General features: G+C 64.7%; 23 protein-coding genes. 10 read left to right on the forward strand and 13 right to left on the reverse strand.

Translation table 11 applies throughout. From position 1 onward, the window contains the following. Positions 1–214 precede the first annotated feature (214 nt). The gene (locus NKG59_RS06450; RefSeq protein WP_253535947.1) at positions 215–1,729 is read right to left on the reverse strand and encodes a lactonase family protein; all 1,515 of its coding nucleotides are present in this window, start codon (positions 1,727–1,729) and stop codon (positions 215–217) included. A gap of 225 nt (positions 1,730–1,954) precedes the next feature. On the opposite strand from NKG59_RS06450, the gene NKG59_RS06455 reads away from it, so the two are divergent. Next, the gene (locus tag NKG59_RS06455; protein WP_253535948.1) at positions 1,955–2,503 is read left to right on the forward strand and encodes a GNAT family N-acetyltransferase; all 549 of its coding nucleotides are present in this window, start codon (positions 1,955–1,957) and stop codon (positions 2,501–2,503) included. Between the two features lie 73 nt (positions 2,504–2,576). Here NKG59_RS06455 and NKG59_RS06460 read toward each other — a convergent pair whose 3' ends face one another. From NKG59_RS06460 to NKG59_RS06470, 3 genes are all read right to left on the reverse strand, one after another. Further along, positions 2,577–3,047 (reverse strand): carboxymuconolactone decarboxylase family protein, encoded by a 471-nt coding sequence (locus NKG59_RS06460; protein WP_253535949.1) that lies wholly within the window; start codon positions 3,045–3,047, stop codon positions 2,577–2,579. A gap of 139 nt (positions 3,048–3,186) precedes the next feature. Continuing rightward, a complete protein-coding gene (locus NKG59_RS06465; protein ID WP_253535950.1) occupies positions 3,187–4,104 on the reverse strand; it encodes an RNA polymerase sigma-70 factor in 918 nt (305 codons plus the stop codon). 78 nt (positions 4,105–4,182) lie between these two features. Next, a complete protein-coding gene (locus NKG59_RS06470; protein ID WP_253535951.1) occupies positions 4,183–6,369 on the reverse strand; it encodes a response regulator in 2,187 nt (728 codons plus the stop codon). 242 nt (positions 6,370–6,611) lie between these two features. On the opposite strand from NKG59_RS06470, the gene NKG59_RS06475 reads away from it, so the two are divergent. Then, positions 6,612–7,226 (forward strand): glutathione S-transferase, encoded by a 615-nt coding sequence (locus NKG59_RS06475; protein ID WP_253535952.1) that lies wholly within the window; start codon positions 6,612–6,614, stop codon positions 7,224–7,226. A gap of 12 nt (positions 7,227–7,238) precedes the next feature. On the opposite strand, the gene NKG59_RS06480 is transcribed toward NKG59_RS06475, so the two are convergent. Further along, a complete protein-coding gene (locus NKG59_RS06480) occupies positions 7,239–8,387 on the reverse strand; it encodes an HPP family protein (RefSeq protein ID WP_253535953.1) in 1,149 nt (382 codons plus the stop codon). Positions 8,388–8,620: 233 nt separating this feature from the next. On the opposite strand from NKG59_RS06480, the gene NKG59_RS06485 reads away from it, so the two are divergent. Next, positions 8,621–10,606: a phosphatase PAP2 family protein gene (locus NKG59_RS06485; protein ID WP_253535954.1), complete on the forward strand. Its 1,986-nt coding sequence runs from the start codon at positions 8,621–8,623 to the stop codon at positions 10,604–10,606. A gap of 13 nt (positions 10,607–10,619) precedes the next feature. Here NKG59_RS06485 and NKG59_RS06490 read toward each other — a convergent pair whose 3' ends face one another. Next, positions 10,620–11,501 carry an AraC family transcriptional regulator gene (locus NKG59_RS06490; RefSeq protein ID WP_315862595.1) on the reverse strand — a complete coding sequence of 294 codons (882 nt, stop codon included), beginning with the start codon at positions 11,499–11,501 and terminating at the stop codon, positions 10,620–10,622. A 120-nt stretch (positions 11,502–11,621) separates the two neighbouring features. Next, positions 11,622–12,812: a methionine adenosyltransferase gene (gene metK, locus NKG59_RS06495; protein ID WP_045205042.1), complete on the reverse strand. Its 1,191-nt coding sequence runs from the start codon at positions 12,810–12,812 to the stop codon at positions 11,622–11,624. A gap of 239 nt (positions 12,813–13,051) precedes the next feature. Between metK and NKG59_RS06500 the strand changes: the two genes are divergently transcribed. The 4 genes from NKG59_RS06500 to NKG59_RS06515 all read left to right on the forward strand — a co-directional run bounded on the left by NKG59_RS06500 (position 13,052) and on the right by NKG59_RS06515 (position 16,668). Further along, entirely contained in the window at positions 13,052–13,900 is an 849-nt protein-coding gene (locus tag NKG59_RS06500) for a lysophospholipid acyltransferase family protein (RefSeq protein ID WP_045205041.1), read from the forward strand. A 12-nt stretch (positions 13,901–13,912) separates the two neighbouring features. Then, on the forward strand, positions 13,913–14,806 hold the full coding sequence (locus tag NKG59_RS06505) for a lipid A biosynthesis lauroyl acyltransferase (protein WP_253535956.1): 894 nt from the start codon (positions 13,913–13,915) through the stop codon (positions 14,804–14,806). A gap of 88 nt (positions 14,807–14,894) precedes the next feature. Further along, positions 14,895–15,776 carry a diaminopimelate epimerase gene (dapF, locus tag NKG59_RS06510; RefSeq protein WP_045205324.1) on the forward strand — a complete coding sequence of 294 codons (882 nt, stop codon included), beginning with the start codon at positions 14,895–14,897 and terminating at the stop codon, positions 15,774–15,776. A gap of 64 nt (positions 15,777–15,840) precedes the next feature. Next, entirely contained in the window at positions 15,841–16,668 is an 828-nt protein-coding gene (locus tag NKG59_RS06515) for a polyphosphate kinase 2 family protein (protein WP_253535957.1), read from the forward strand. 89 nt (positions 16,669–16,757) lie between these two features. Here NKG59_RS06515 and pyrE read toward each other — a convergent pair whose 3' ends face one another. Then, positions 16,758–17,435, reverse strand: coding sequence for an orotate phosphoribosyltransferase (gene pyrE / locus NKG59_RS06520; RefSeq protein WP_045205038.1), 678 nt, complete (start codon positions 17,433–17,435; stop codon positions 16,758–16,760). 32 nt (positions 17,436–17,467) lie between these two features. Between pyrE and NKG59_RS06525 the strand changes: the two genes are divergently transcribed. After that, positions 17,468–18,253 carry an exodeoxyribonuclease III gene (locus tag NKG59_RS06525; RefSeq protein ID WP_045205037.1) on the forward strand — a complete coding sequence of 262 codons (786 nt, stop codon included), beginning with the start codon at positions 17,468–17,470 and terminating at the stop codon, positions 18,251–18,253. Between the two features lie 115 nt (positions 18,254–18,368). After that, positions 18,369–19,382 carry an N-acetyl-gamma-glutamyl-phosphate reductase gene (gene argC / locus NKG59_RS06530; protein ID WP_045205036.1) on the forward strand — a complete coding sequence of 338 codons (1,014 nt, stop codon included), beginning with the start codon at positions 18,369–18,371 and terminating at the stop codon, positions 19,380–19,382. A gap of 65 nt (positions 19,383–19,447) precedes the next feature. On the opposite strand, the gene NKG59_RS06535 is transcribed toward argC, so the two are convergent. From NKG59_RS06535 to NKG59_RS06545, 3 genes are all read right to left on the reverse strand, one after another. Further along, positions 19,448–20,356, reverse strand: coding sequence for a prohibitin family protein (locus NKG59_RS06535; protein ID WP_253535958.1), 909 nt, complete (start codon positions 20,354–20,356; stop codon positions 19,448–19,450). A gap of 309 nt (positions 20,357–20,665) precedes the next feature. Continuing rightward, positions 20,666–21,421 carry a YdcF family protein gene (locus tag NKG59_RS06540; protein ID WP_253535959.1) on the reverse strand — a complete coding sequence of 252 codons (756 nt, stop codon included), beginning with the start codon at positions 21,419–21,421 and terminating at the stop codon, positions 20,666–20,668. Between the two features lie 139 nt (positions 21,422–21,560). Further along, entirely contained in the window at positions 21,561–22,070 is a 510-nt protein-coding gene (locus NKG59_RS06545; RefSeq protein ID WP_253535960.1) for a MarR family winged helix-turn-helix transcriptional regulator, read from the reverse strand. Positions 22,071–22,237: 167 nt separating this feature from the next. Here NKG59_RS06545 and NKG59_RS06550 point away from each other — a divergent pair, with 167 nt between their 5' ends. Next, complete coding sequence (locus NKG59_RS06550; protein WP_253535961.1) at positions 22,238–23,155, forward strand: EamA family transporter; 918 nt, start codon at positions 22,238–22,240, stop codon at positions 23,153–23,155. Positions 23,156–23,170: 15 nt separating this feature from the next. Here the strand turns inward: NKG59_RS06550 and NKG59_RS06555 are convergent, their stop codons facing one another. After that, positions 23,171–24,145, reverse strand: a complete 975-nt coding sequence (locus tag NKG59_RS06555; RefSeq protein ID WP_253535962.1) for a hypothetical protein — start codon at positions 24,143–24,145, stop codon at positions 23,171–23,173. A gap of 354 nt (positions 24,146–24,499) precedes the next feature. Beyond that, entirely contained in the window at positions 24,500–25,447 is a 948-nt protein-coding gene (locus NKG59_RS06560; RefSeq protein WP_253535963.1) for a M48 family metallopeptidase, read from the reverse strand. Positions 25,448–25,474 lie beyond the last annotated feature (27 nt).

Genomic DNA, 25,474 nt, shown 5'->3' on the forward strand with positions numbered 1-25,474 from the left:
GCTGTGTCGCCGTGTTCCTGGAAGTAGTGCCGCCGGCCTAGGCTGGGCGATGGTATTGGAATCGCGCACCGGCCTGGAATAAGAGGTGTTAACAAACCGCACAGATAGCGGTTTTCAGGCATCGAGTGGCCCAATGGGTGAACGCCGGAATACAAAAAAAGCCCCTCGCTATCGCGAGGGGCTTTGCATTCGCGCAAACCGATTCAGCCCAGCCTCAAGGCACCGCCACAATCGCCATCCCCCGCGGGATGTTGCCGGTGGCCGCAGACCCGCTTGCCACGGCGGTCAGCTTGCCGGTGGTGCTGTCGATGCTGTACGCGCTGACGCTGTTGTCCACGGCGTTGGCCACATAGGCGAAGGTGCCGGTGGGGTTCACGAGCACCGTTACGGGTGCGTTGCCGGTGGGGGTGGTGTCGACCAGTGTGAGGGCGCCGTTGGTGGGGTTGATGCTGAAGACGCTGACGGTGTTGTCCAGCACGTTGGCCGTGTACAGGAATCCACCCGACGGTGCGATGGCGATGTAGAACGGGTTGGTGCCGGTCGCCACGGGTGAGCCCGAGGCGGCGAGCGCGCCGGTGCCATCAATGCTGTACACGCTCAACGTGTTGTCTGCCGAGTTGGCCACGTAGGCAAAGGTGCCTGCTGGGTTCACGGCAATGAACTGCGGCGTGCCGCCCGTGGCCACGACGCTGCCCACCTGCGTGAGTGCGCCCGTGCTGCCGTTGATGCCGAACGCCATGGCCGTGCCGGTGGCGTTGCCGCTGTCGGCGTTCACCACGTAGGCGAAGGTGCCGGCGCTGTTGATGGTGACCGTGTACGGGTTGGCCCCAGCGGTGATAGGCGCCAGCGCCGTGAGCGCGCCCGTGCCGGTATCTACCGAGAAGGCCGAGAGGGTGTTGTCTCCAAAGTTGGCGGTGTACGCAAAGTTGCCGTTGGGCGTGCGCGCAATGCTGTACGGCTGAATGCCCGTGGGCGTGGGCGACCCCACTACCGTGAGCAGGCCGGTTTCCGCGTCGATGGCGAGCGTGGTGACGGTGTTGTCGTTGGCGTTGGCCACGTAGACGTACTTGCCCGCCGGGTCGATGGTCAGTGAAAGCGGCCCTTGCCCCACGGGCACCGATGCGCCGATAGCCGTTGGCATGCCGGTGGTCAGGTCCAGTGTGAAGGCGGAGATCGTGCCGTCGTTGGAGTTGACCGCGTAGCCGAACAGCGGCCGCGGTGCGCAGGCCACCGCAATGGTGGTCACGTTGCTGGTGCCCACGGTGCCGCTGCCGTTGGTAACGGTGCAGTTCTCGCCCGAGGGCCGCGTGCCAACCGTAGCGGCATACGGTGCGCCCTGTGCCAGCGCCGTGGCGAATTGGAAGCTTCCGTCGGCACTGACCGTGACCGCGTCGCCGCCGTTGTTCAGCAGCGTGACGGATTTGCCTGAGGCCAGGCCGGTGACGGTGCCGCCCACGGAGTAGGTTGCCGGGGCAGGCGCAGGGGCCGGTGTGGGTGACGGCGTAGGCGATGGCGCGGGCGTGTTGTTGTTCGTCGGTGGGGTCGTGGCGGTTGCATCTTCGCCGCCACCGCACGCGGTGAGGCCCAACGACAGCGCGGCAGCCATCACCAGCGCGGCGCCGTGCATGCCGCGTGCATGCCGTGGACCATCGGGTGGGATCGGTGCCGGTGTGGGTTGTACGTGTGCGCTGCTGCTGCGTTGCGCTTGGGCGATCAAAAGCTCGACCATGGCTTCCCCCGTTTCTGGTTGTCGCGGTTTGTTGACTCGCGTTTCCTCGAAGCATAGGTACCCGGGTTCGCACGCCGACATAGGCCAATTGACGGACAACGCCCTCGGCTTCATGGACGGAGGCGGCGCTGTAGGTCTCGTGCATGTGATTGGCGCGATACTGGCGGCTCTCGCCCGCTTCTTGCCCGTTTTTTGCCCGCTTTTTGCCCCCACGCGCTGCCAGCCATGTCCAACGCCAACCCGAGCAACAACGCCGTCGTTATCCGCCAGCTCTCTTCCGAAAATGCGGCCGATGTGGCGGACTACCGCGCCATTCGTCTTGCTGCGCTCAAGGATTCGCCAGATGCATTCGGTTCAACCTACGACGCTGAAGTCGGGCTCTCGATGGAGGCCTTTGCCGAGCGGCTGGCCACCACCATTGTGCTGGGCGCCTACGAGGCAGCGGCAGGCGCAGGCGACGCACGCATCATCGGCATGGTCGGCTTCAAGCAGCAGACGATGACAAAGCTCGCGCACAAGGGCTTTGTGTGGGGCTTCTACGTGGCGCCGGCAGCGCGAGGGCGCGGCGTGGGCGTTGCGCTGGTGGAGCGCATCGTGGCGGCGGCAACGGGGTTGGTTCAGCAGCTCACTTTGTCGGTGGTGCAGGGCAACGATGCGGCGCTGGCGCTGTACGAGCGCTGCGGGTTTGAGACCTACGGCGTGGAGCCGCGCGCGCTCAAGTCCACCACGGGCTATGCAGATGAAGTGCTGATGGTGCGCTTCCTGCAGGGCTAAGCCTGTAGGTGCAGCGCCTACGCGTGTGCGCAGGCGCTGCTGTACAGCGATCGTCGTACTGGCGCCGGAGTTGTTACGCCGCTGCAACGTACGGCGCCTTCAGCGGCACCGGGTTGCGCAGGCTCACGTTCAGCAGGTTCCAGCTGTTGATGGTGACGATCACAAAGCTCAGCTCGGCGATCTCTTCATCGCTGAAGTGCTCGCGCAGTTTGGCGAATTCTTCGTCGCTGGCATCGCTGTGCGGGGTGTTGGTGACCAGCTCGGCCCAGCGCAATGCGGCGCGCTCGCGCTCGGTAAAGAACGGGGCCTCGCGCCAGCCGGCCACGGCGTTCAGGTGGCGCGGGTATTCGCCCATCTTGATGAGGTCGCTCCAGTGCATGTCGATGCAGAAGGCGCAACCGTTGATTTGCGACACGCGCAGCAGCACGAGGTCGACCAGCCGGGCGCCCAGCAAGTCGCGGCGCAGGCCGTTCGACAGGTTCAGCAGGTTGTTGAACGCCTTCGGTGCGAGTTGGAAGTAAGCGATGCGGGGGGCTTGCGACATGAGCGGCTCCTAAAGGGTTTGGGTTGGTCACCAGGAGCAGTGGCAGGCGTTGCGTTGGTGCCCTGCGTCGCTCCATACCTTTAAGACGCCCCGCGCGGCCGGCTTGTGACAGCCCGGCCAAAAAATGTTTCGCCTTCTTTTATGCGCGGGTGCCGATGTGCGCCAGCTTGTCCGGATTGCGCACCACGTAGATGGCCACGATGCGGCCGTTTTCGATGACGAACGACTGGGCCGATTCCAGCGTGCCGTTGACGTAGCGCAGCAGGCCGGGTTCGCCATTCACGCGGGCGTGCACGTAGCGGACTTCGCCCATTGCACGCACCAGCTCGCAGTAGATCTTGGTGATCTGGCCGGCGTCTTGAATGATGCGCATGAACGAAGGCACCTTGCCGCCGCCATCGCCCACCAGTTGCGCGTCGTCTGCCAGCAGGGCGCGAATGGCGTCGCGCTGGCCCGTGCGTGAGGCCTCAGCAAAGCGCTCCAGCAAGTCCCGATGCGCATCGGGCGCAACATCAAAGCGCGGGCGCTCCTGCTGCACGCGGTCGGATGCGCGGTGCACCATCTGCCGGCACGCGGCTTCGGTCTTGCCCAGCAGGGCGGCAATCTCTGCGTAGTCCTGGTCGAACACCTGGCGCATCAGAAACGCCGCGCGCTCCTCGGGCGACAGGCGCTCCAGCACCCACAGCAGGGCCATCGACAAGTCGCCCGCCAGTTCTACGGCGGCCTCGGGCGTGGGCGCGGCAGATTCCGGTTCAACCAGAGGCTCGGGCAACCACCAGCCGACGTACGCTTCGCGCTCGGTCTTGGCGGCGCGCAGGCGGTCGATCGACAGGCGCGTGACGACGGTCACGAGCCACGCCTCGGCGGATTGCAGCGCGGTCTGATCGGTCTGGTGCCAGCGCATCCAGGCGTCCTGCAGCACGTCTTCGGCATCGGCCCGGCTGCCGAGCATGCGATAGGCAATCGCAAAGAGGCGGGGCCGGGCGGCGGTGAAGGTCGTGTCTTCGCTGTCGGTGCGGATGGCGCGGGTGGTGTGGTCGGGGCTGGGCTTGGTCATGGCGTGCGTGTCGTCTAGGGATTATGCTCCCTAGACGGGCGGGCGCGATCGGTTGTGACAGGATGCCGTGATTAACGATTATGCGGCGTTCGTCACATGCTGCGCGTCAGCCCCACTGGCGCTTGCCCTGAGCCACGGCCCCAGCGCCTGTTGCAGCGTCATCAGGTCGATCGGCTTGCCGAGCAGGCGTGCGCCGGCAATGGGCTCGCCAATCTCGGCCTCCGTGCCATAGCCGGACATCAGCAGCACATCCACGTGCGGTTGCAGGCGCAGCAGCGTGCGGGCGAGGTCCGCGCCGGATTGGCCGGGCAGGGTGAGATCAGTCAGCAGTACCTGCACGGTGCGCGTGCGGGCCAGTGCAAGGGCGTCTTCGGCAGTGGCGGCTGCCACGCACTGCAGGCCGAAAGTGGTGAGCACTTCCTGCATGGCTTCGCGCGAGGCGGTGTCGTCTTCCACCAGCAGCAACGTAGGCGGTTGTGAAGCGTCGGTTGCCACTGCATGGCCCATCGATGCCGATGCCGATTGCGCGGTGCGGTTGGCGGTGAGCACGTTGCGCACCATGCGCGCCAGGTCGTCACGCCGGTAGGGCTTGCCGAGCAGCGTCACGCCGGGCGGCAGTCTGCCGTCGTGTAGCACCTCGTCACGCGTGTAGCCTGAGACGAGCAGCACTGGCAGCGGCGGCACGCGTTGCGCGGCGCGTATCGACAGTTCGCCGCCCTTGATGGAGCCCGGCATGATCACGTCGGTAAACAGCAGGTCAATGGATGTGTCGCTGTTCATGAGCTCGAGTGCGGCCTCGCCGTTGGCGGCTGTGAGCACGCGGTAACCGAGCTGGGTCAGCATGTCGACGGCGGTCAGGCGCACGTCGGTATCGTCTTCCACCACAAGGATGGTTTCGCGCCCGCCCATGGGCGTGACGATGGTGTCGTGCGGGTCGCCGGCATCGTCCGGGGCCGCCTCCGTGCAGCGCGGGAAGTACAGCCGCACCGTGGTGCCCTGTCCGACCGCGCTGTCGATGGCGATATGCCCGCCGCTCTGCTTGACGAAGCCAAACACCATGCTCAGCCCCAGGCCCGTGCCGTGGCCGTCGGGCTTGGTGGTGAAGAAGGGCTCGAAGACGTGTTCGACCACTTCGGGCGGCATGCCTACGCCGGTGTCGGTGACGGAGAAGACGAGGTAGTCGCCGTGGGCGGGCTGGTCACGCCCTCGTGCTTTTGTGCTGTCGAGCGTGATGTTGTTGGCCGCAATGGTCAGTATGCCGCCGCCGCGCATGGCGTCGCGTGCGTTGATGGCGAGGTTCAGCAGCGCGTTTTCGAGCTGGTTGCGGTCGGCCTGCACGTTCCACAGGTCGTCGGCCAAGCGCGTTTCCACCTTGATGGCTTCGCCCAGCGCACGGTGCAGCATTTCGCTCATGCCTTGGATCAGCCGCGTCGGTTTGACGACCGCAGGCGAGAGCTGCTGGCGCCGCGCAAAGGCGAGCAATTGCGCCGCGAGCGTGGCACCGCGCTGCACGGCTCGCGTGGCGGCGGCAATCCGATGCTGCACGCGTGTGTTGCCCGGCGCTTCCACCGACAGCAACTGCAGGTTGCCGGCAATCACCTGAAGCACGTTGTTGAAGTCGTGCGCCACGCCGCCGGTCAAGTTGCCGATGGCTTCCATCTTTTGAGCCTGGCGCAATTGCGCTTCCACTTCAGCGCGGGCAGACAGCGCATCGGCCACGCGTTGCTCCAGCGTTTCGGTCAACTGGCGCAGGGCCTGTTCGGCGGCCTGCCGTTCGCGCTCGGTCTGCACGCGCTCGGTGGTTTCCACCACGATGGCCAGTACGCCGGCTGGGCTGCCGGTGTCGTCGGGCAGCGGGCTGTAGTAGAGATCCATCCACACATCTTCGGGGCGGCCGTTGCGCAGCAGGACGAGTTCTTTGTCGCGGTACGACAGCGTGCCGCCACCCAGGCAGACATCCATGACGTGCCGGTTGAAGTCGGCCACTTCGGGCCAGCCGAGTTCCACCGGGCAACCAAGAAGATACGGATGACGCCCGCCGGCAAATACGGCGTAAGCGTCGTTGTAGATCATGTAGCCATGGCGTTCCCACATCATGACCAGCGGTACGGGCGATGCCAGCACCATTTGCACCGCGGCGTGCAGGCTGCTCGGCCAGCCCTGGATCGGGCCCAACTGGGTAGCGCCCCAATCGAATGCCAGCACGCGCTGCGCCATCTCACCCTTCCACCCCAGGCAATCATGGTCATGCGCGAGAAACGGCATAAAGTCTCCTCTGTGGCGGGCAGCACAAATGCGGCCGAGTCGCGGTCATTCTAGAAAACGGGGAGGCCGGCCGGCGTCGGCATCCGACGGCTCAAAGCGATGTTGCGCACGCAGAAAACGTGCCCGAGGCGCCCGACACGCTTTGCGCTGGCTGTCTATCATGTGCATCCGTGCCCGCGCAGTCGCGCGCTTCGCACCGGAGTTTCCTACCCACCATACGCCCACACTCGCCAGGAGTTTTCATGAAGTTGATCGGCATGCTTGATTCCCCGTACGTGCGCCGCACGGCCATTTCGCTCAAGCTGCTCGGGCTGCCGTTCGAGCACGCGTCGGTGTCCGTCTTCCGGCATTTCGACCAGTTCCGCGCCATCAACCCGGTCGTCAAGGCACCCACCCTGGTGTGCGACGACGGCACCGTGCTGATCGACTCCACGCTCATCATCGACTACGCAGAGGCGCTGGCGGGCCGCAGCCTGATGCCAGCCGCCATTGCCGAACGCCAGCACGCGCTGCGCGTGATCGGCCTGGCGCTGGCCGCGTGTGAAAAAGCGGTGCAGATCGTCTATGAACACAACCTGCGCCCGACCGAGAAAGTGCACGGGCCCTGGGTCGAGCGCGTGCACAGCCAATTGCTGGCGGCGCTGGAAGCGCTGGAAGCGGAGTGGAAGGACGCGCCGCTACCCGTCGAGGCAGGTGAGCTGACGCAGGCCGGCGTGACGGTGGCCGTGGCCTGGGCCTTTATCCAGTTGATGGTGCCGGACCGCGTGCCGGCGGCGGATTATCCGCGCCTGGTGGCGTATTCGGCGGCTGCGGAACAGCTGGGCGTCTTTCGTGAGTTGCCGATGGATGCGGTTTGATGGCAGTTCAGTTCAGGCCACCTGCGGCTCGATGTTGGCCTGACGGTACAGCCCGCCCACCAAGTCGGATTCGGTAACGATGCCGGCCAGTCGGCCGTCGGCATCCAGCACCGGAATGTGGTGGTGGCCGGCGCTGGCAAACATCGGCACCAGATCCGACATGGGCGCCGTGGCAGCGATGGTCTGCACGCGCGTTTTCATGTGATCGGCCACGCGCGGCGGCGTGAGCGTGCCGATGCTGAACCAGCGGCGCAGCGTCTGGCGCATGTCTGCCGGCGCCAGGCCGAGCAGGTCGACGCGCGTGACGATGCCCACCACGCGCCGTCCTTCGTCCACCACCGGCAGTGCCTTGAAGCCATGCTGACGCAGCAGTTGCAGTGCGCGCGGGATCGACGTGCTGGCCGAGACCGTGACCACCGGCGTGGTCATGATGTCGGCGCAGGCGAGCGCGTGGAACGTGCGCGTGTAGGCCTGCAGTTGCATCTCGCGCAGCACGGCTTCAATGTCTTCGGGGTCGATGTCGAGCAGCTCGCTCTGGCGGCGCAGCGCGGCGACGATGTCGGCGCGGGTGAAGCCGGCCGCCGTGGGCGGGCGTTCAGCCGCGGGCAGGCGTTGCGCGTGCGGATACCGGTGGCCCGTGGCCGCGTGGTACACCAGCGCGCCCACCAGCAGCAACGCTGATTGAATCAGGATCGGCTCCAGTACGAAGCGATAGCCCAGCGCATGCACGGCCGGCCCGCCAATCACGGCGGTGAGCGCTACCGCCCCCGATGGCGGGTGCACGCAGCGCAGCGCAAACATGCCCGCAATGGCCGCCGAGATGGCCAGCGCAGACGCAATCACCGGGTCGTCCACCAGCAGTGCGAAGGTCACGCCCACGGTGGCCGCCACCAGGTTGCCGCCGATGATCGACCACGGTTGCGCGAGCGGGCTGGCCGGTACCGCAAACAGCAGCACGGCAGAGGCGCCCATTGGCGCGACCAGCAGCGGGATCAGCGTGGCAGCGCCCGGCACCATCTTCATCATCGTGCCGGTAAAGAGGATGCCGACGAGCGCGCCAACGGCGGAACGGACGCGCTCGCTCCAGCGCACCGTCACGGGTGCAGGAATAAAGCTGTGGAGCCAGCGACGCAGGGCGGGATGCAGAGGTGAAGCGGACATGGTCGACGGGACGGCGATTGCCCGGACGAGGCTTCACCAAAGTCAAAAAACGCAGCCGGCGATTGTATCACCCTGTGACATAAAGCACTGTCAGCGCTGTCATGGCGCGGAATGCCCCAATGTAGGGCGCAGATCACGCAGATTTGTCAACGAAACGTCACCGTTTTTTCACGGCGCGTGCCGAGACTGCTGGGCTTTCCAGCGCTCTCTTCGGGTTGCAAGCCCGTCGCACCATGTCCTTTACTGTTCGCCCCGCGTTCTCTCACCCGCGTCTTTGCTCCAGTTTCGTTGCGCTGTTCGGCGCCCTCGCGCTTACCGCGTGCGGAGGCGGCGGCGACACCACCACGGCGCCGGTAGCCACCACGCAAGCCATTCCCGCGCCGCCGGCAGACCCGGGCTTTGTCGACACGGCGGCGGTGGCCACTGGCGTACCGGCGTTCGTCGACAACATCGCCACCAACCAGCGCGGCGATGCGCGCTACGCCACGCTCGGCACCAACGCCGGTGTGCGCCTGTTCACGCGCTTTCTCGACCTGTGGCAGCCGCTCACGGAAATCGTGGATGCGGGGGTGAGCGCGCCGGCCAATGGCTCGTTCCCGGCGGTGGTCGCGTCCACGTGGACGGGCCTGCCCAACGATGGCACGGCCGGCGGCACGCAGCTCAACCTGCCGGTCTTGAACGCAAACGTTCAATACGTGGTGAATGCGACCACCAACCGCACGCAGGCCCAGGCCGACGCAGCGTACTTTGACGACCGCCGCGGCAAGGGCTACAGCGTGAGCGACGGCATGGGGCCGCTGACCACCGCGTGGCGCACGCTGGCGCAGCAGACCACGTCCATCACCACCGTGCCGGCCGATGCGACCACCGTGCTCTACAACGACAGCGGCAACAACACCGGCGTGGGCACCTCGGGCGGCAATACCGCCTTCGGCAAGGTCGTCGACCTGATCAACACGGTGGGCAACAACGCATCCACCGAGCCGTCCAAGCGTTTCTACAAATATGCGCGGCCATACCGCTGGAGCAGCAGCGTGGTCGTCGTGCCGACGCTGGTGCCGGCCGAGAGCCCAACGCCCACGACCGATGGCGGCTTCATCAGCGGCCACTCGGCCGAAGCCGTGCGCGATACCGTGGCGATGGCGTATCTGGTGCCTGAACGCTTCCAGCAGATCGTGGCGCGCGGGATGGAACTGGGCGAGAACCGCATCCTGGCGGGCATGCATTCGCCGCTGGACGTGATGTCCGGCCGCATGATCGGCATTGCTGCGGCCGCGGCCAACCTGGCGGACCCGGCCAACGCCACGCTCAAGGTGGCGGCCTTCTCGCAAGCGCACACCGCCCTGATGGCGCAGACGGGCACGGATGCCACCAGCTTCCCGGCGCTTGCGCAGTCCGGCACGCTCGCCACCGACCGCTTTGCCGACTACGCCACCAACCAGACCAACTTCACGCGTCGCATGACCTTCGGCTTCACGCAGATCGGCGCCACGACGCTGGTGCCGGTGGTGCCCAAGGGCGCCGAGGTGCTGCTGGAAACGCGCTTCCCGTATCTGAGTGCTGACCAGCGCCGCGTGGTGCTCAAGACCACGGAGCTGGCTTCCGGCTACCCGGTGCTCGACGACGCCGAAGGTTGGGGCCGCCTCAACCTGTTCGCTGCGGCGGACGGCTACGGCGCGTTCAATGGCAACGTGATCGTGTCGATGGACGCAACGCAGGGCGGCTTCAACGCGGCCGACACGTGGCGCAACGCCATCTCCGGCGCGGGCAAGCTTACGCTGCAAGGCAGCGGCACGTTGCGTCTGGCTGGCGCCAACACCTACACCGGCGGCACGCAGGTCGCAGGTGGTGTGCTGGAAGCCGATTCGGCCAACGCGTTCGGCGCGGGCGATGTGTATGTGGGCGCCGGCACGCTGGCCGTCCAGGCGCCGGCAGCGGTGGCCATTGCGGGCAAGTTCACGCAACTGCAGGGCACCACGCTGGATCTGGCCATCGGCCCGAACGGTCAGGGCAAGCTGAGCGTGGCTGGCCTCACCACGATTGCCGGCGGCACGCTGCACGTGAAGTTCGTGAACGGCTACGCGCCCAAGGTGGGCGACACCATCGCCGTGGTGGATGGCGCGGGCAGCAACCGCCAGTTCTCGTCGGTGGTCGTTGACGGCTTCAAGGCCACGGCCATCTACACGGCTACCGGCATCCAGATCCACCTGGACGCCTGATCGCCCTGATCGCTTACCTGAGCGGTAGCAGCACGTCCGTCACGGCTTCGTGTTCGGGCACGTCGGGGTAGAAGCGCACGCGCTGGAACAGCAACGGCGCGTCGCGCAATTCCTCGCCGCTGGCGGGCAGCCAATCGGCATACAGGTACGCAACGCTCTGGCCGAGCGTATCGTCGGAGCCCGTGTGACGCAGCACGGCGTAGCGGCCGCCTGCCAGCGTTTTGCTCGCTACGCCCGCAGCATTAGGTGCGACCGGTGCGGGCGTGGCCGCGCAGATATCCATGCGGAACGCCTCGGGCGGCACATCGTCGGGGTTGTCGTAGACGACGTTGTACGTGGCCGAAACGCTTGGGTGCAGCCGATGCTCGCGGCGCCAGGCGATGAACGTGCGGATGGTCTCGCCCAGGCGTGCTGGGTCACCGCGGTGCTCGATAGCCGCGACGGGCACGGCTTCGCGCTCGACGATCTCGACGGAATGGGATTGCGGTCGTGCGGGCATGTGTTGGCTCCTGAGGGCGCGCAGCGCCTGTAGATCAGTGGCCCAGGGCGCCCACTGCGGCGCCGCCCGAAATGCTGACGGCGATTGCCCCGTTTGCCTGCGGAACGCCCGCGCAAATGCTTCCGGCCCTTCGTATCCGCACGCTAGCGCGATGTCGGTGATACGCGCATCGTCGCGATAGGCGAGTTGATGTGCGGCGCGCTTCAGGCGCAGCAACTGCACATAGCGGCCGACGTTCATGCCGAACAGCAACGAGAACTGGCGGTGGAAGTGGTAGCTGGAAAACGCGGCGACCTCGGCTAGCCCGTCCACGTCGAGCGTGCCTTCCAGATGCGCGTCGATGTGTGCGAGCACGGCGCGGAAGCGGGCGAGGTAGCGGTCGGTGGCGGTGGTCAACATGGGGCTCCTGGGTAGCAACACGGTAGCGGTGTGCTCCTTCGCGTGCCTGATCGCAATTGCTCGATGCCATAAAAAAACCGCCCCGAGAGGCGGTTTCTTCTGTGCGTCAGCGTGGCTTCAGGCAAACGCCTTGGCCGGCTCACCTGCCAGGCCAGCTGCTTCGCGCAGCAGCAGGGCCTTGTCGGTGGCTTCCCAGCTGAACTCCGGCTCTTCGCGGCCGAAGTGGCCGTACGCGGCGGTCTTTTCGTAGACCGGGCGCAGCAGGTCCAGCATCTGCACGATGCCCTTCGGGCGCAGGTCGAAATGCTCCTGCACGAGCTTGGCGATCTGCTCGTCCGGGATCACGCCCGTGCCTTCCGTGTACACCGTGATGTTGATCGGGCGTGCCACGCCAATCGCGTAGCTCACCTGCACCTGGCACTGGCGCGCCAGGCCGGCGGCCACCACGTTCTTGGCGACGTAGCGCGCGGCATAGGCGGCCGAACGGTCGACCTTCGACGGGTCCTTGCCCGAGAACGCGCCGCCGCCGTGCGGGGCTGCGCCGCCATACGTATCGACGATGATCTTGCGGCCGGTCAGGCCGCAGTCGCCTTGCGGGCCGCCGATGACGAAGCGGCCGGTCGGGTTCACCAGGTATTTGGTGTCAGCCAGCATGTGCGAGGGCAGCACCGGCTTGATGATCTCTTCGATCACCGCTTCGCGGATGGCCTCTTGCGACATCTCCGGCGCGTGCTGGGTAGACAGCACCACGGTATCCACGCTGTGCGGCTTGCCATCCACATAACGCACCGTCACTTGGGACTTGGCGTCCGGGCGCAGCCAGGGCAGGCGGCCGTCGCGGCGCAGTTGCGACTGGCGCTCGACCAGACGGTGTGCGTAGTAGATCGGGAAAGGCATCAGCTCGGGCGTTTCATCGCACGCGTAGCCGAACATCAGGCCCTGGTCGCCGGCGCCCTGGTTCAGGTAGTCGTCCGATGCGCGGTCGACGCCCTGGGCAATGTCGGGCGATTGCTTGTCGTAAGCGACGAGGACGGCACAGCCCTTGTAGTCGATGCCGTATTCGGTGTTGTCGTAGCCGATGCGCTTGATGGTTTCGCGCGCTACGTGGATGTAGTCGACGTTGGCCGTCGTGGTGATTTCACCCGCGAGCACCACCAGGCCGGTGTTGCACAGCGTTTCTGCTGCGACGCGCGCATATTTGTCCTGAGCGAGGATAGCGTCCAGGATGGCGTCGGAAATCTGGTCGGCGACCTTGTCGGGATGGCCCTCGGAGACCGACTCCGAGGTGAAGAGGAAGTCGTTGGACACGGCTGTTAGCTCCAGATTGGCTATCACGTTGCCAATCCGTTAAGCCACGGCCGGCGACGCTTTAGCGGTATTTAGCAACCTTGCCGAGGTTTGTGGCCAAGCAAGGATTCGCCCCGCAAGTTGTCAGTTAACTCGGCGAATCGCGCTATTATACGCGGCACTTTTCGGGGCCGCAGCAAGGCCTGTCAAGACCCTGCTCCCCTGTCGACTGCGACCAACACATTGCAGCGTACGCACGCATGACCTTCCTCTACTGGCTGTTTTCTCGCCTGCCCCTGCCAGTGCTGCAGGCGCTGGGCGGCTGGCTGGGAGCGTTGGCCGCCAAGGTGCCCGGCCGCTATCGCGACCGGCTCATCGCCAACTTCCGCCACGCCTATCCCGACGTCACGCCCGCCATGCTCAAAGAGGCGGGGCGCTCTGCCGGCCGGATGGTGTTCGAGATGCCGTACTTCTGGGTGCGCAAGAACGGGGCGGACGTTGCTCCGCACCTGTTCGACGTTTGCCGAGAAGCTGTTGAGCGCGCGCTTGCAGATGGGCGCGGCCTGATCTTCCTCACGCCGCATCTGGGCTGCTTCGAGGTCTTGCCGCAGGCCTACGCGCGCGAGCATCCGGTCACGTCGCTGTTCAAGCCGCCGCGCAAGGAGAGCCTGCGCACCTGGATCGAGAACATGCGCAAGGGGCCTAACATGCACATGGCCCCGGCGGACCCGCGCGGCGTGCGCATGCTGGTGCGTGCACTCAAGCGCGGCGAGGCCGTTGGCATCCTGCCCGACCAGACGCCCACCGGCGGCGAAGGTGTATGGGCGCCGTTCTTCGGCAAGCCTGCCTATACGATGACGCTGGTGCACCGTTTGCATCGGCTGACAGGTGCGCCCGTCGTGGCACTGTTTGCCGAACGGCTGCCGCGCGGCGCCGGCTACCGCTTGCACATGCATGAGCTCGGCGATCTACCCGAAGACGCCACGCAAGCTGCGACCCTCATCAATGCCGCCATCGAACAGTTGATTGCCGTGGCGCCGACGCAATATCTCTGGGGCTATAACCGCTACAAGCATCCCAAGGGCGCGGACGCTCCGCCCGCTGCCTGACACTCTGCCTTTATGGAACGTTTCTCTGCCAAACTCGGACTCGGCTTTCTATGGCTGCTGTCCTTCTTGCCGTACGGTTTTGTCGCGCGTTTTGGCGAAGGCCTGGGCGGGCTGCTGTACCGCATTCCCAATGGCCGCCGCCGCGTGGTGCTGGCCAACCTGCGTGCGTGCTTTCCCGAGAAGTCCGAGGCCGAGCGCGAAGCCATGGCGCACGATGTCTTCCGCAAGGTCTTCCGCAGCTTTGCCGAGCGCTCGTTTGCGTGGTTCGCATCGGAAAAGCGCCTGATGCGCGTGGTGAAGATCGACGACCAGGCCAATCTGCCGGCGCTCCACGGCCAGCCGCACATTCTCGTCACGCTGCATCTGTCAGGTGTGGAGATCGGTGCGCTGGCGCTGACGGACTACTTGCGCACGCACGTCGGCAACGCGGGCTGCTCGCTGTACACGCGCATGGCCAACCCGGTGCTCGATGACGCCATCAAGGCGCTGCGCAGCCGCTTTGGCGCGACCATGGTGTCGCGCAACGAAAACATCCGCCAGATCATGCGCACCATCAAGCGCGGCGAGGCGCTGCAGCTCATTTCCGACATGGATTTCGGCGAGCGCGACTCGGAGTTCGTGCCGTTCTTCGGCGTGCCGGCGCTCACGCTCAATGCCATTCCGCGCATGGCATCGATGACTGGCGCCAAGGTGATCCCGATGTACACCGAGATCCTGCCCAACTACGAGGGCTATGCGCTGCGCATCCTGCCCGCGTGGGAGAACTACCCCACCGGAGACCTGACCGCCGACACGCGCCGGATGAATGCCTTCTTTGAAGACGCCATCCGCCCGCGCATCACCGAGTATTACTGGGTGCACAAGCGCTTCAAGCACCGCCCCGAGGGCATGCCGGGCATTTACTGATGCCGGGAGCCGGCCGGGGCAACCGGGGCCGGCTCGCTTTAGAATGGGCGTTTTCCGAACGCTCATTGCCGCATCTGTGCGGCCAGCCATGAAACTGCACTTCACCAAGATGCATGGCGCGGGCAACGACTTTGTCGTGCTCGACGGCATCCAGACCCCGATCGACTTCACGCCCGAGCAATGGGCTGCCATTGCCGACCGCCACTTTGGCGTGGGGGCAGATCAACTCCTGCTGGTCGAGCGTTCGACACGGCCCGATGTCGATTTCCGCTACCGCATCTTCAACCACGACGGCGGTGAGGTGGAGCACTGCGGCAATGGCGCCCGCTGCTTCGTCAAGTTCGTCACCGACCGGGGTTTGACCGATAAGCGCACCGTACGCGTGGAAGTCATGAACGGCATCGCCACGCTGACAATGCAGGACGATGGCCAAGTGACCGTTGACATGGGGGCACCGGTATTCGAGGCGGCGCGCCTGCCGTTCCTGCCCGAAGGTCTGCCCACCCGCGTCGAAGGCGAAGACACGCAGCATGCGCTGCAAATCAACGGCCGCACTGAATGGATCTCGACCGTGTCGATGGGCAATCCGCACGCGGTGCAGATTGTCGACGACACGGAGGCTTTTCCCGTGCTGGAAGACGGCCCGCTGATCGAATCACATGCCGTGTTTCCTCGTCGCGTGAATGCGGGATTCATGCAGATCGTCGATCGTCATTCCGTGCGTCTGCGCGTGTACGAGCGCGGCGCGGGCGAGACGCTCGCCTGTGGCACTGGCGCATGCGCAGCGGTGGTGGCCGGCATCCGTCGTGGCCTGATCGATTCGCCCGTCAAGGTGGCCACACATGGCGGCGATCTGACCATCGCCTGGGCGGGCGTTGGCCAACCGGTCATGATGACGGGCCCCGCCACGACCGTCTTTGAAGGCACGCTGGACCTGGATGCGCTCAAGCTGACCGCCGCCGCGCATTGATATTGCGGATACCGCACGGCGGCCTGCCGCCTACGTCAGAGCAACAAGCCAACAAGGAGATACCGTGGCATCCAGCGGCAAGAACCCGATTGACTCCTGGTATTTCGACGGCAGCAGCAAGTTCAAGATTGCCAAGTTCGATCCTGCCGCCAAGCCGTGCACCACGGGTAGTAAGGCAGGCGACCAGGTACGGCTGGCCGAACTCTCTGCGCGCATAGAGGCACTCCAGGACATTTTCTATGCTGAGCACCGGCGCAAGCTGCTGGTCGTGCTGCAGGGCATGGATACCGCGGGCAAGGATGGCACGGTACGCACCGTGTTCCGTGCGCTCGACCCACTTGGCCTGCGCGTGGAGGGTTTCAAGGTGCCGACGCCCCTGGAGCTGGCGCACGACTTCCTCTGGCGCATACACGCACAGGTGCCAGCCGCTGGCGAGATCGCCATCTTCAATCGCAGCCATTACGAAGATGTGCTCGTCACTCGCGTGCATGGCGATATCGACGCCGCCGAGTGCAAGCGCCGCTACGCTCACATCAACGCGTTCGAGCAGATGCTGGCCGAGACTGGCACCACCATCATCAAGTGCTTTTTGCATATCTCCAAGGACGAGCAGCGCGACCGGCTGCAGGAGCGTATCGACGATCCGCAAAAGCACTGGAAGCTCGGGATGGCGGACCTTGAAGACCGCAAGCTCTGGGACGACTACATGGCCGCCTACGAAGACGCCATCAATGCCACGGCCACCCCGCACGCGCCCTGGCACATTATTCCGGCGAATTCCAAGTCGCACCGCAGCCTGATGGTGGCGGAGATTCTGCTGGCGGTGATGGAGCGGTTGAAGCCGGAGTATCCGGCGGGGAATCCGGCGTATTCGGGGTTGAAGATCGAGTAGGGCGTTGGGTTGTGGGTTGATGAACCACAAAAAACAAAACCCCGGCGAAGTCCATCAACCGGGGTTTCCCAACAGTACAGCGAAAAGCGTCAGATCGCGCTAACGCCGTATTTGTCCCGGTAGGCCGCGGCCTTTTCACGGTAGCCAGCCAGCGCAGGATCGCCAGCCCCATCCAGATATCCCAGCAAGTCATCCAGGTTGGCAATCGACACCACCGGCATCCCATACTGCGCCTGCACATCCTGCACCGCAGAGCGCTCGCCGATATCCACAGCATTGCCGCTGCGCTCCATCCGATCCATCAGGATCAGCACGGCAGCCGGCGTCGCGCCAGCGGCGCGAATCAGCTCAACCGACTCGCGCACCGAGGTGCCGGCGGAAATCACGTCATCGACGATCACCACGCGCCCCTGCAGCTTCGCGCCGACCAGGCTGCCGCCTTCGCCGTGGTCCTTGGCTTCCTTGCGGTTGTACGCAAAGCCCACATTGCGGCCCAGGCCTGCGAGCGCGACGGCGGTGGCCGACGCCAGCGTGATCCCCTTGTAGGCCGGCCCGAACAGCATGTCGAACTCGACACCCGAGTCCAGCAGGGTTTTCGCATAGAATTGCGCGACTTGGCCCAGCAGCGCGCCGTCTGCGAACTTGCCGGCGTTGAAGAAATAGGGCGACGTCCGCCCCGCCTTGGTCACGAATTCCCCGAACGACAGCACGCCGGCTTCCACCGCAAAGCGGATGAAGGATTGGCGCAACTCGCTGTTTTGGCTCATCTTTTTTCTCTGGTCTGCAAAAAAGTCCCGCCATGTTACGCATCATTTCCGCCAACCTCAACGGCGTTCGCTCCGCTGCCAGCAAAGGCTTTTTCGAATGGATGGGCAAGCAGGACGCCGATTTCGTCTGTGTGCAGGAACTGAAATGCGCGCAAGACGACATGACGCCCGAATTCCTGGCGCCGCACGGCTACCACGGCGTGTTCCAGCACGCGGTGAAGAAAGGCTACAGCGGCGCAGGCCTGTACACGCGCCACAAGCCGGATGAAGTCATCGTCGGTTTCGATAACGGCGAGTTCGACGCCGAAGGCCGCTATGTCGAGGCCCGCTACGGCAAGCTGTCGATCATCTCGGTCTACGTGCCGTCGGGCTCCAGCGGCGAAGAGCGCCAGCAGGCCAAGTTCCGCTTCATGGACCTGTTCATGGAGCACCTCAAAGACCTGCGCCACGAAAAAGGGCGCGAGGTCGTGTTGTGCGGCGACGTCAACATCGTCCACAAGGAAATCGACATCAAGAACTGGAAGGGCAACCAGAAGAACTCCGGCTGCCTGCCCGAAGAGCGCGCGTGGCTGACCAAGCTGTTTGACGAAGTCGGCTACGTGGATGTTTTCCGCACGCTGGACGACCGCCCCGAGCAGTACACGTGGTGGAGCAACCGCGGCCAGGCTTACGCAAAGAACGTCGGGTGGCGGATCGATTACCAGATCGCCACGCCGGGCATTGCCGCCACCGCGCGCCGCACGTCGATCTTCAAGGACATCAAGTTCAGCGACCACGCGCCGCTGACGATCGATTACGACACCAAGGTGCACTGGTAGGCACTTTATTGCGCTGCCGCAGAAATTTCTTCGTCAGCCGCTACAATGCAAAACTCACGCGCCGGCATGGGGTCGGCGTTGTGCTTTTTGCTCCTCTGTTTTTAGCGAGATCGCCATGGCATTCAAGGTTTTCGTCGACGGTCAGGAAGGCACCACTGGCCTTCGCTTGCTCGACTATCTGTCGCAGCGCGACGATATCGAGCTGCTGCGCATCGCCGAAGACAAGCGCAAGGATTCAGCCGAGCGCGCCAAATTCCTGAATGCCGCCGATGTCGCATTCCTGTGCCTGCCGGACGTCGCCTCGCGCGAGGCCGTCTCGCTGGTCAACAATCCGAACACCTGCATCATCGACGCCAGCACCGCGTTCCGCACGTCGGATGATTGGGTCTACGGCCTGCCCGAGTTGAACAAGGGCCAGCGCGAGCGCCTGCGCAACACCAAGCGCATCGCCGTGCCGGGCTGCCACGCCAGTGCTTTCGTGCTGCTGATGCGCCCGCTGGTGGAGGCGGGCATCGTGCCGGCCGACTACCCGGTCACCGCGTTCTCGCTCACGGGCTACAGCGGCGGTGGCAAGGCGATGATTGCCGACTACCTCGCCGCCAATAATCCGAAGCTGGACAGCCCGCGCCCGTACGCGCTGGCACTGGCACACAAGCACCTGCCGGAGATGCGCGTGCAGAGCAAGCTGTCGCTCGCGCCGATCTTCACGCCGGTGGTCGGCAACTTCCTCAAGGGCCTGGCCGTGACGATCGGCCTGCACCCGCAGCATCTGGCACGCAAGGTGAGTCCGGCAGACATCGCCAAGGTGTTTGCCGATTACTACCAGGGTGAGCAGTTCATCCGCGTGGCGCCGGCTGACAATGTTGCGACGCTCGATAACGGCTTCTTCGACGTGCAGGGTGCCAACGACACCAACCGCGCCGACCTGTTCGTGTTCGGCTCGGACGAGCGCATGGTCGTCACCGCGCGCCTGGACAACCTGGGCAAGGGCGCGGCCGGCGCCGCGGTGCAATGCATGAACGTGCATCTGGGCGTGGATGAGGCGACCAGCCTGCACGTGGAAGCACCGATTCCTGCAGCCGGCGCCGAGCACGCTGTGCGCGAGGCCGCTCCGGGTTTTGCGAGCTGATCGATTACCGCCTGGGTTGAAACGAAAAACGCGCCTTCGGGCGCGTTTTTCTTTGGTGTTGCGACTTACCTACTTTGCGCGCCTGCCGGAATGTTGAACAGCATGCCGCCGCCGTTGCCGCCCGCCATCACGCTCGGCGTCACACCGTTCCATTTCTCGATGGCGGCACGTTCGAGCTTCAGGCGTTCCCACGCCAGCAGGCGGTCATCCAGCGATGAGGCGAGCGCGCGGTTGGCCGCAGCTTCGCCTTCAGCAATCGCCACCTTCTTCTTGGCTTCAGCCTGAGCGGAACGCACTTCGTTCTCGGTGCGGATCGCATCCTGAATGGCCTTGGTCTTGGCGCTCACCGCATCGAGCAACGAGCGTGGCGGGCGCAGCGAGCCGACAATGCCGAACTGCTTGATCGACACGCCCAGCGGTGCAAGCCGCGCGTCCAGCTCGTTGGTCAGCCGCGCGACGAACTCTTCCTTCTTGCCGCCGTTCACGTCGTCAAAGTTGTATTCCGAGCCGATGGCGACGATGACGTTGCGCGCCGTGTCGCGCAGGTAGCCGTGCGTGAAGGTCTCGATGCGATCGGCGCGGAAGTTGGTGTAGAACGCCGGCACCTTGTCGCGGTCGAGCTGGTACGAAACAGCCACGTCCACATTCACAGGTACGGCGTCCTTGGTGTTGAACGTCAGCTCTTCGTTGAGCGCGTGGCCCTCATTCACATCTTGCGTCCAGATCACGCGCTGCACGTAGGTCGGGTATTGGATGATCGCCGTTTGCACGGGGTTGTAGAACACGAACCCGGTGACGACGTTTTCATGCGTGATGCCGCGATCGACGAGTCGGTTGATCTTGATGCCCGTGTAGCCGGGCGGAATGATTTGCCAGTTCAGCAGGAAAGTCCGCCCGATGGCCAGCGCCGCAACGGCGCCGAAGACGAGCGCGAGCAGTTTGACCGGCAGCTTGCTTGCCGTGACTTGAGGCATAAGGGTTCCCCTTGCTTGTTGGTTTGCTTCTGAGGTGTGGCTGGCGGGGCAGGCGCGCTGCTTACGCAGAGGCCCGCTTGCTGGCGCAGGAATCGTCAGCGATTCCCGTCAGGGATGGCCGCGCCCGGTGGGCGGGGTGGCAAGCAAGCTTGCCAATGGTGATGAGGCGGTGAGCTTCAATACGACCGAGGTGGCGCATTGCGATGCCCGGATGTTGCGATGCACAAAGTATAGGGCGGCGCCCGATTTTTGCTCCCCTCCGGAAGCACTAGAGCGCGGCTTCGAATGCGCGGGCGTTTTGGCGCCGAATCAGGCGTCGCCGGGGTTGATGCGTGCGGGGTTCCAGCCCAACGCGTTGTACACGTGATAGCGCGCAATGCCGATCCACTCGTGCAGCGCGAAGTCCGTCAGCGCGAAGTTGTACGCCATCGGCAAGGGCGATGCCGCGGCCTGCAGATCGTCGGCGCGCACGGGAACCGGCGCCATGCCGAAGTGCGTGAAATACAGCAGGCTGCGTCGTAGGTGGATAGCCGACGATACGAGCACCGTGCGATCAGCCGCGTATTGCGCAAGCACCGTGCGTGAGAACTGGGCGTTCTGCCACGTATTCATGCTCTTGGGCTCCATCAGTACGTCGGCCTGGTCGACGCCGAGGGCAACGAGTTCACGGCCATATACCGTGGCTTCCGGCTCGCCGTGGTGGCGGGCATCGCCACCGCTGACCAGAATCTTGCAATCGCCGTCGGCCTTGCGGCAGGCCTGATACAACTGCGCCGCTTCCACCATGCGCGGATACGAGAACAGCCCGGGCTCGACTGCGTCGCCCACGCGAAACGTGCCCGCGCCCAGCAGCACGATTGCGTTGCGCGCGCCCCATTGGATGTGCGGCTCGTTCTCGAAGGGCTTTTCCAGCGAATCCAGCAGCCACGCCGGCACTGGCCCGCAGCCGATCGCCATCACCAGCACACCCGTGAATACCGCCAGCCCGCGCGCAGCACGACGTCGGCCGCGGGCTGCACACACCGTTGCCACGATCACTAGCACACATAGGATGGTCAGGCTCACAGGTTCCTCCAGGTTGGCGCGGCACGCGCGCACGCGAGGCGCCATCGTAAAGAGGAATGAACGGTTGCGCGACCCGTCTGCTTACGGGGTTGTTGCGGCAGGCTGCGGATTGGCTGAAGGCAGCAATCGGATGTGCCTTTCACTCCGCCGCGCCAATCTTCCCGAGCAACGCACGCAACATCGACCGCTCGGCCGGGCCAAGCGCCGCAAGCATGCGCTCCTCCGTCTCGACATGCGAGGCAACGAGCCCGTCAATCAGCTCAAAGCCTGCATCGGTGAGGGCGATCTGCAGGCCGCGCCGGTCTTCGGGATCGGTCCTGCGGACAATGAGACCACGTGTTTCCAGCCGGTCAAGCCGATTGGTCATGGCCGAGGTCGACAACATCATGTCCTTGGCCAGCGCTGACGGCGACAGCGCCTCTTCGCGGCCATTGCGGCGCAGGGTGAGCAGCACGTCAAAGCCGGCCATGTCGAGCTCTGCCTCGGCCACGTTGGCGACGACCGCCTGCCGCAGACGTTCGCCCGCGCGCCAGATTTCACCGCAGACCGCCATCGGACTTGGGTCGATGTCCGGACGCTCCCGACGCCACTGCGCGAGAATGCCGTCCATCGGCCCGCCTTGTGCCGGCGCTAAATTGCCTTGACCCATCGAACACCTCATCCTAGTATTTCGACGTCAAACTACTTGATATCGAATTTTAAAAATCGTACCGGGTTTGCGGGCCCCCAGCAATCGGTCAGCGTACGGCTGCGTATTCCCAGCTCTTTTTTCAGGTGATTACTTCGATATCAAATTACGTTACGTGGAGATTTCTCATGCCGTTTAATCGTCTGGCTGCGATGTTGGCCACCGCGTTGGCGCCCATGCTGTGGGGCACCACGTATCTCGTCTTTACGCAGACGCTTCCTGTCGGCCACCCGTTGCTGGTCGGCGCGCTACGTGCGCTGCCGGCAGGCGTGCTGCTGATGCTGCTGGGCCCTGGGCTGCCGCCGCGAGACAAGTTGCTGCGCCTGCTGGCGCTTGGCCTGGCCAACATCGGCGTGTTTTTCGCGCTGTTGTTCGTGGCAGCGCAGCGTCTGCCGGGTGGCGTGGCAGCGACGATCATGTCTGCACAGCCGCTGGTGGTCGCGCTGTTGGCGTGGCCGTTGCTCGCACGCAAGCCGCGCCCGGCGCAATTGGCGGCCGCGCTGGCCGGGTCGGTGGGGGTGGGGCTGCTGATTCTCGGCCCGGCGGCTCAGCTCGACGCAATTGGCGTGGTGGCGGCGCTGGCCGCCGCGCTATCGATGGCGACGGGGACTGTGCTCATCGAACGCTGGGGCCGTATCGGCACGCCGCTGGCCGTTGCGGCATGGCAGCTCGCGCTCGGCGGACTGGTCTTGCTGCCCGTGGCGTTGTTCGTCGAGGGGCTCCCGCCCGCACTCACCGTGCGCAGTGCGCTCGGCTTTGCGTACCTCATCGTCATTGGCACGGCGTTGGGTTACTGGCTCTGGGTGCGCGGCATTGGCGTGCTCGGCGCGGACGTCACGTTCCTTTCGCTGCTCAGCCCGCTGACCGCAACGGTGCTTGGCGCGCTGGTCCTGGGCGAGTGGTTCAGCCCGATGCAGACAGGCGGCGCGGTGCTGATCCTGGGCGCCACGGTGGCGGGGATGGCGTTGTCGCGGCGGGCGAAGGTGGCCGCGCAAACAACAAGCCCCGCGAGGCCGGGGAAGGCTGCGGGGCTGGTTGAACGTTGAGGTTATGCGCGGTGCTTACTGGACCGACTTCGTGATGTACGAGAAGCTCTTCAGGTACGTGGTCGGCGCCGTGCCTTTGTACGCGTAGTTGATTTCGCACTTGACCGTACGTTGACCATCTACATCCCACCAGCAACGTTCGTCTAAGTCATAGGCCGCCGTTCCGGTCGAGCCGCCTTGCAATTGGTTGTCGTTGGAGTTGGTGGTCGCAATTACGTGGTGGATGCGCAATGTATTGAGCGTGCCCATTGGTGTGACCAACGGTTCATAGGCTTCTACGGTCGAGGTGATGCTGGATTGTTCCTGGTAGCCGGCCACACACCCGTATTGCCATGAGGCGGACCATGTCTTGCCCACGAACAGCGGGAAGTTCACCAGGGAGCGCTTCGGGGTGTAGCGGCAGACGTTGCCGTTTTGGTAGGTGCGCGACAGGCGGTTGGCATCAAGGTCGGACGTATAGCTCTCATCGGCCGCACCATCCAGGGTCGAAGTGGTTGAGGTCACGCCTGCGGTGGTATCGACGTTGACGGTGGTGCTGACACGCTCATGCACATCCGTCGTGCCGTTCAGGCGCGAGTTTGTCTCCGTCTGGGTGATGACACGACCGACTTTTGGCGTGCCAGCCGTGTACTCATGCGGCGTCACCGTCACCGTCACCTTCGCCGACTTGCTCGCGTCCTTGGCAGACGTCACGGTAACCGTGAACGTGCCGCCCGGCGGGCTCTTCAGGCCAGCCGTCCAGCTCTGCGTGCTCGCGCCTTTGACGGAGACCACAGTATTGCTGGTCGCATCGCCAGACTTCCAGTTGACGTCGCTGCTGCTGTCCAGACGTAGGTCTTGCCCCGACTTGACCGTCAGCGTGGCATTTTGACCGCTGACCGCGCTAAACGATTGCACCTTGGTACCGCCAACGGTTGCGCTGACCGAAAAGCTGTTCGGATCCGCAAAGCTACCGCTGCTGCTATCGCCACCGCCACCGCAGGCGCTCAATGCGCAAGCCAATGCAATTCCCGTAAATCCCTTGCCCCATGCCTTCATTTTTGTACGTATCCCTGTATCTGTGATTTTTGTGAAAATCTGTGCGCAGAAATGCCGCGGGGCGCAGCGTACAAGCCGGGCAAATTTGTTTTCTTAGGATTTGCTTAAGGTGGGGTGACTCCCCACTAAATGGTGGGCGTGCTGGCGATTAAGGCGATCGCGAAAGCAAAACTCGCCGCAAATCGGTGGGATTTGCGCATGAGCAGAGCTTGCTACGCGCAAGAACGGCTACCAATGTGAGTTTCGAGCGCATCGCGATGCAATCGGATGGCTTATCTGGGCTGGGTCGCGGTAATCCACTGCTGATTATTGCCGCCGCACCATCGGCCGCATGGGCGCCTCATCGCCATTATCAATAGGCGCGGCGCCCAGATATTGCATGTTCGACCGATATTCCGGCAGTTTCGCCATTGTCATATGGCGGGCATCGGCAAACAGCGTGAGCGTTTCAGGCAAATGGCGCGACAGCACGGCCATACGCGTGCGCCCCGACGGGTGTGTCGACAGAAACTGCTTTTGCTCCGTCCCGCCGATCGACCCCATCTTTTGCCACAGCGTGAGCGCGGCGCGCGGGTCGTAGCCGGCGCGTGAGGCGATGTCCATGCCGACCAGGTCAGCCTCGGTTTCCTCCGCACGCGAGAACGCCAGCAGGTGCATCTTGGCGCCTTCGCCCAGGTCTGTGTCGCCCCGGTTGCCGAAGCCAAACAATTGCGAGATGACGTTGGCGCCCAGGTTGGTGATCTCGCGCTGGCCGGCGCGGGCGCGGGCGTGTTCGCGCAGGGCGTGGGCGATCTCGTGGCCGAGTGCCATGGCGAGTTCGTCGTCCGTCAGCTTGAACTGTTCGAGCAGCCCCGAGAACACGGCGATCTTGCCGCCGGGCATGCAGAACGCATTCACCTGCGACGAGCCGATCAGGTTGACCTCCCACTGCCAGTGCGCGGCGTCGGGGTTCCAGCGCGGCGCTTGCGGTGTGAGGCGCCTGACGATGCTGCGAATGCGGATCAGATCCGGCACGTTGGCGGGCGCAAGCGCGCCCTCGTGGGCCGCGTTGTCGATGATGCCCTGGTATTCGGCCAGCGCGCGCTTGTCGATTTCCTCAGCCGGAATGACGAGCCGGATGTTGGGCGACGTGGTGGTCGCCGCTTCCAGCTTCACGCCGTCGGCGGGCACCGGCAGCGGGCCGTCCATGGCGGTTGCCCACGCAGATAGCGCGAGGCCGATAGCGGTCAGCAGGGAGCGTGTTACGCGGGGCATATGGGTGAGGGGCCGAATCCGTGCGAC

The sequence above is a fragment of the Ralstonia chuxiongensis genome (assembly GCF_024158925.1).
In the GTDB taxonomy this organism is placed as follows: domain Bacteria; phylum Pseudomonadota; class Gammaproteobacteria; order Burkholderiales; family Burkholderiaceae; genus Ralstonia; species Ralstonia chuxiongensis.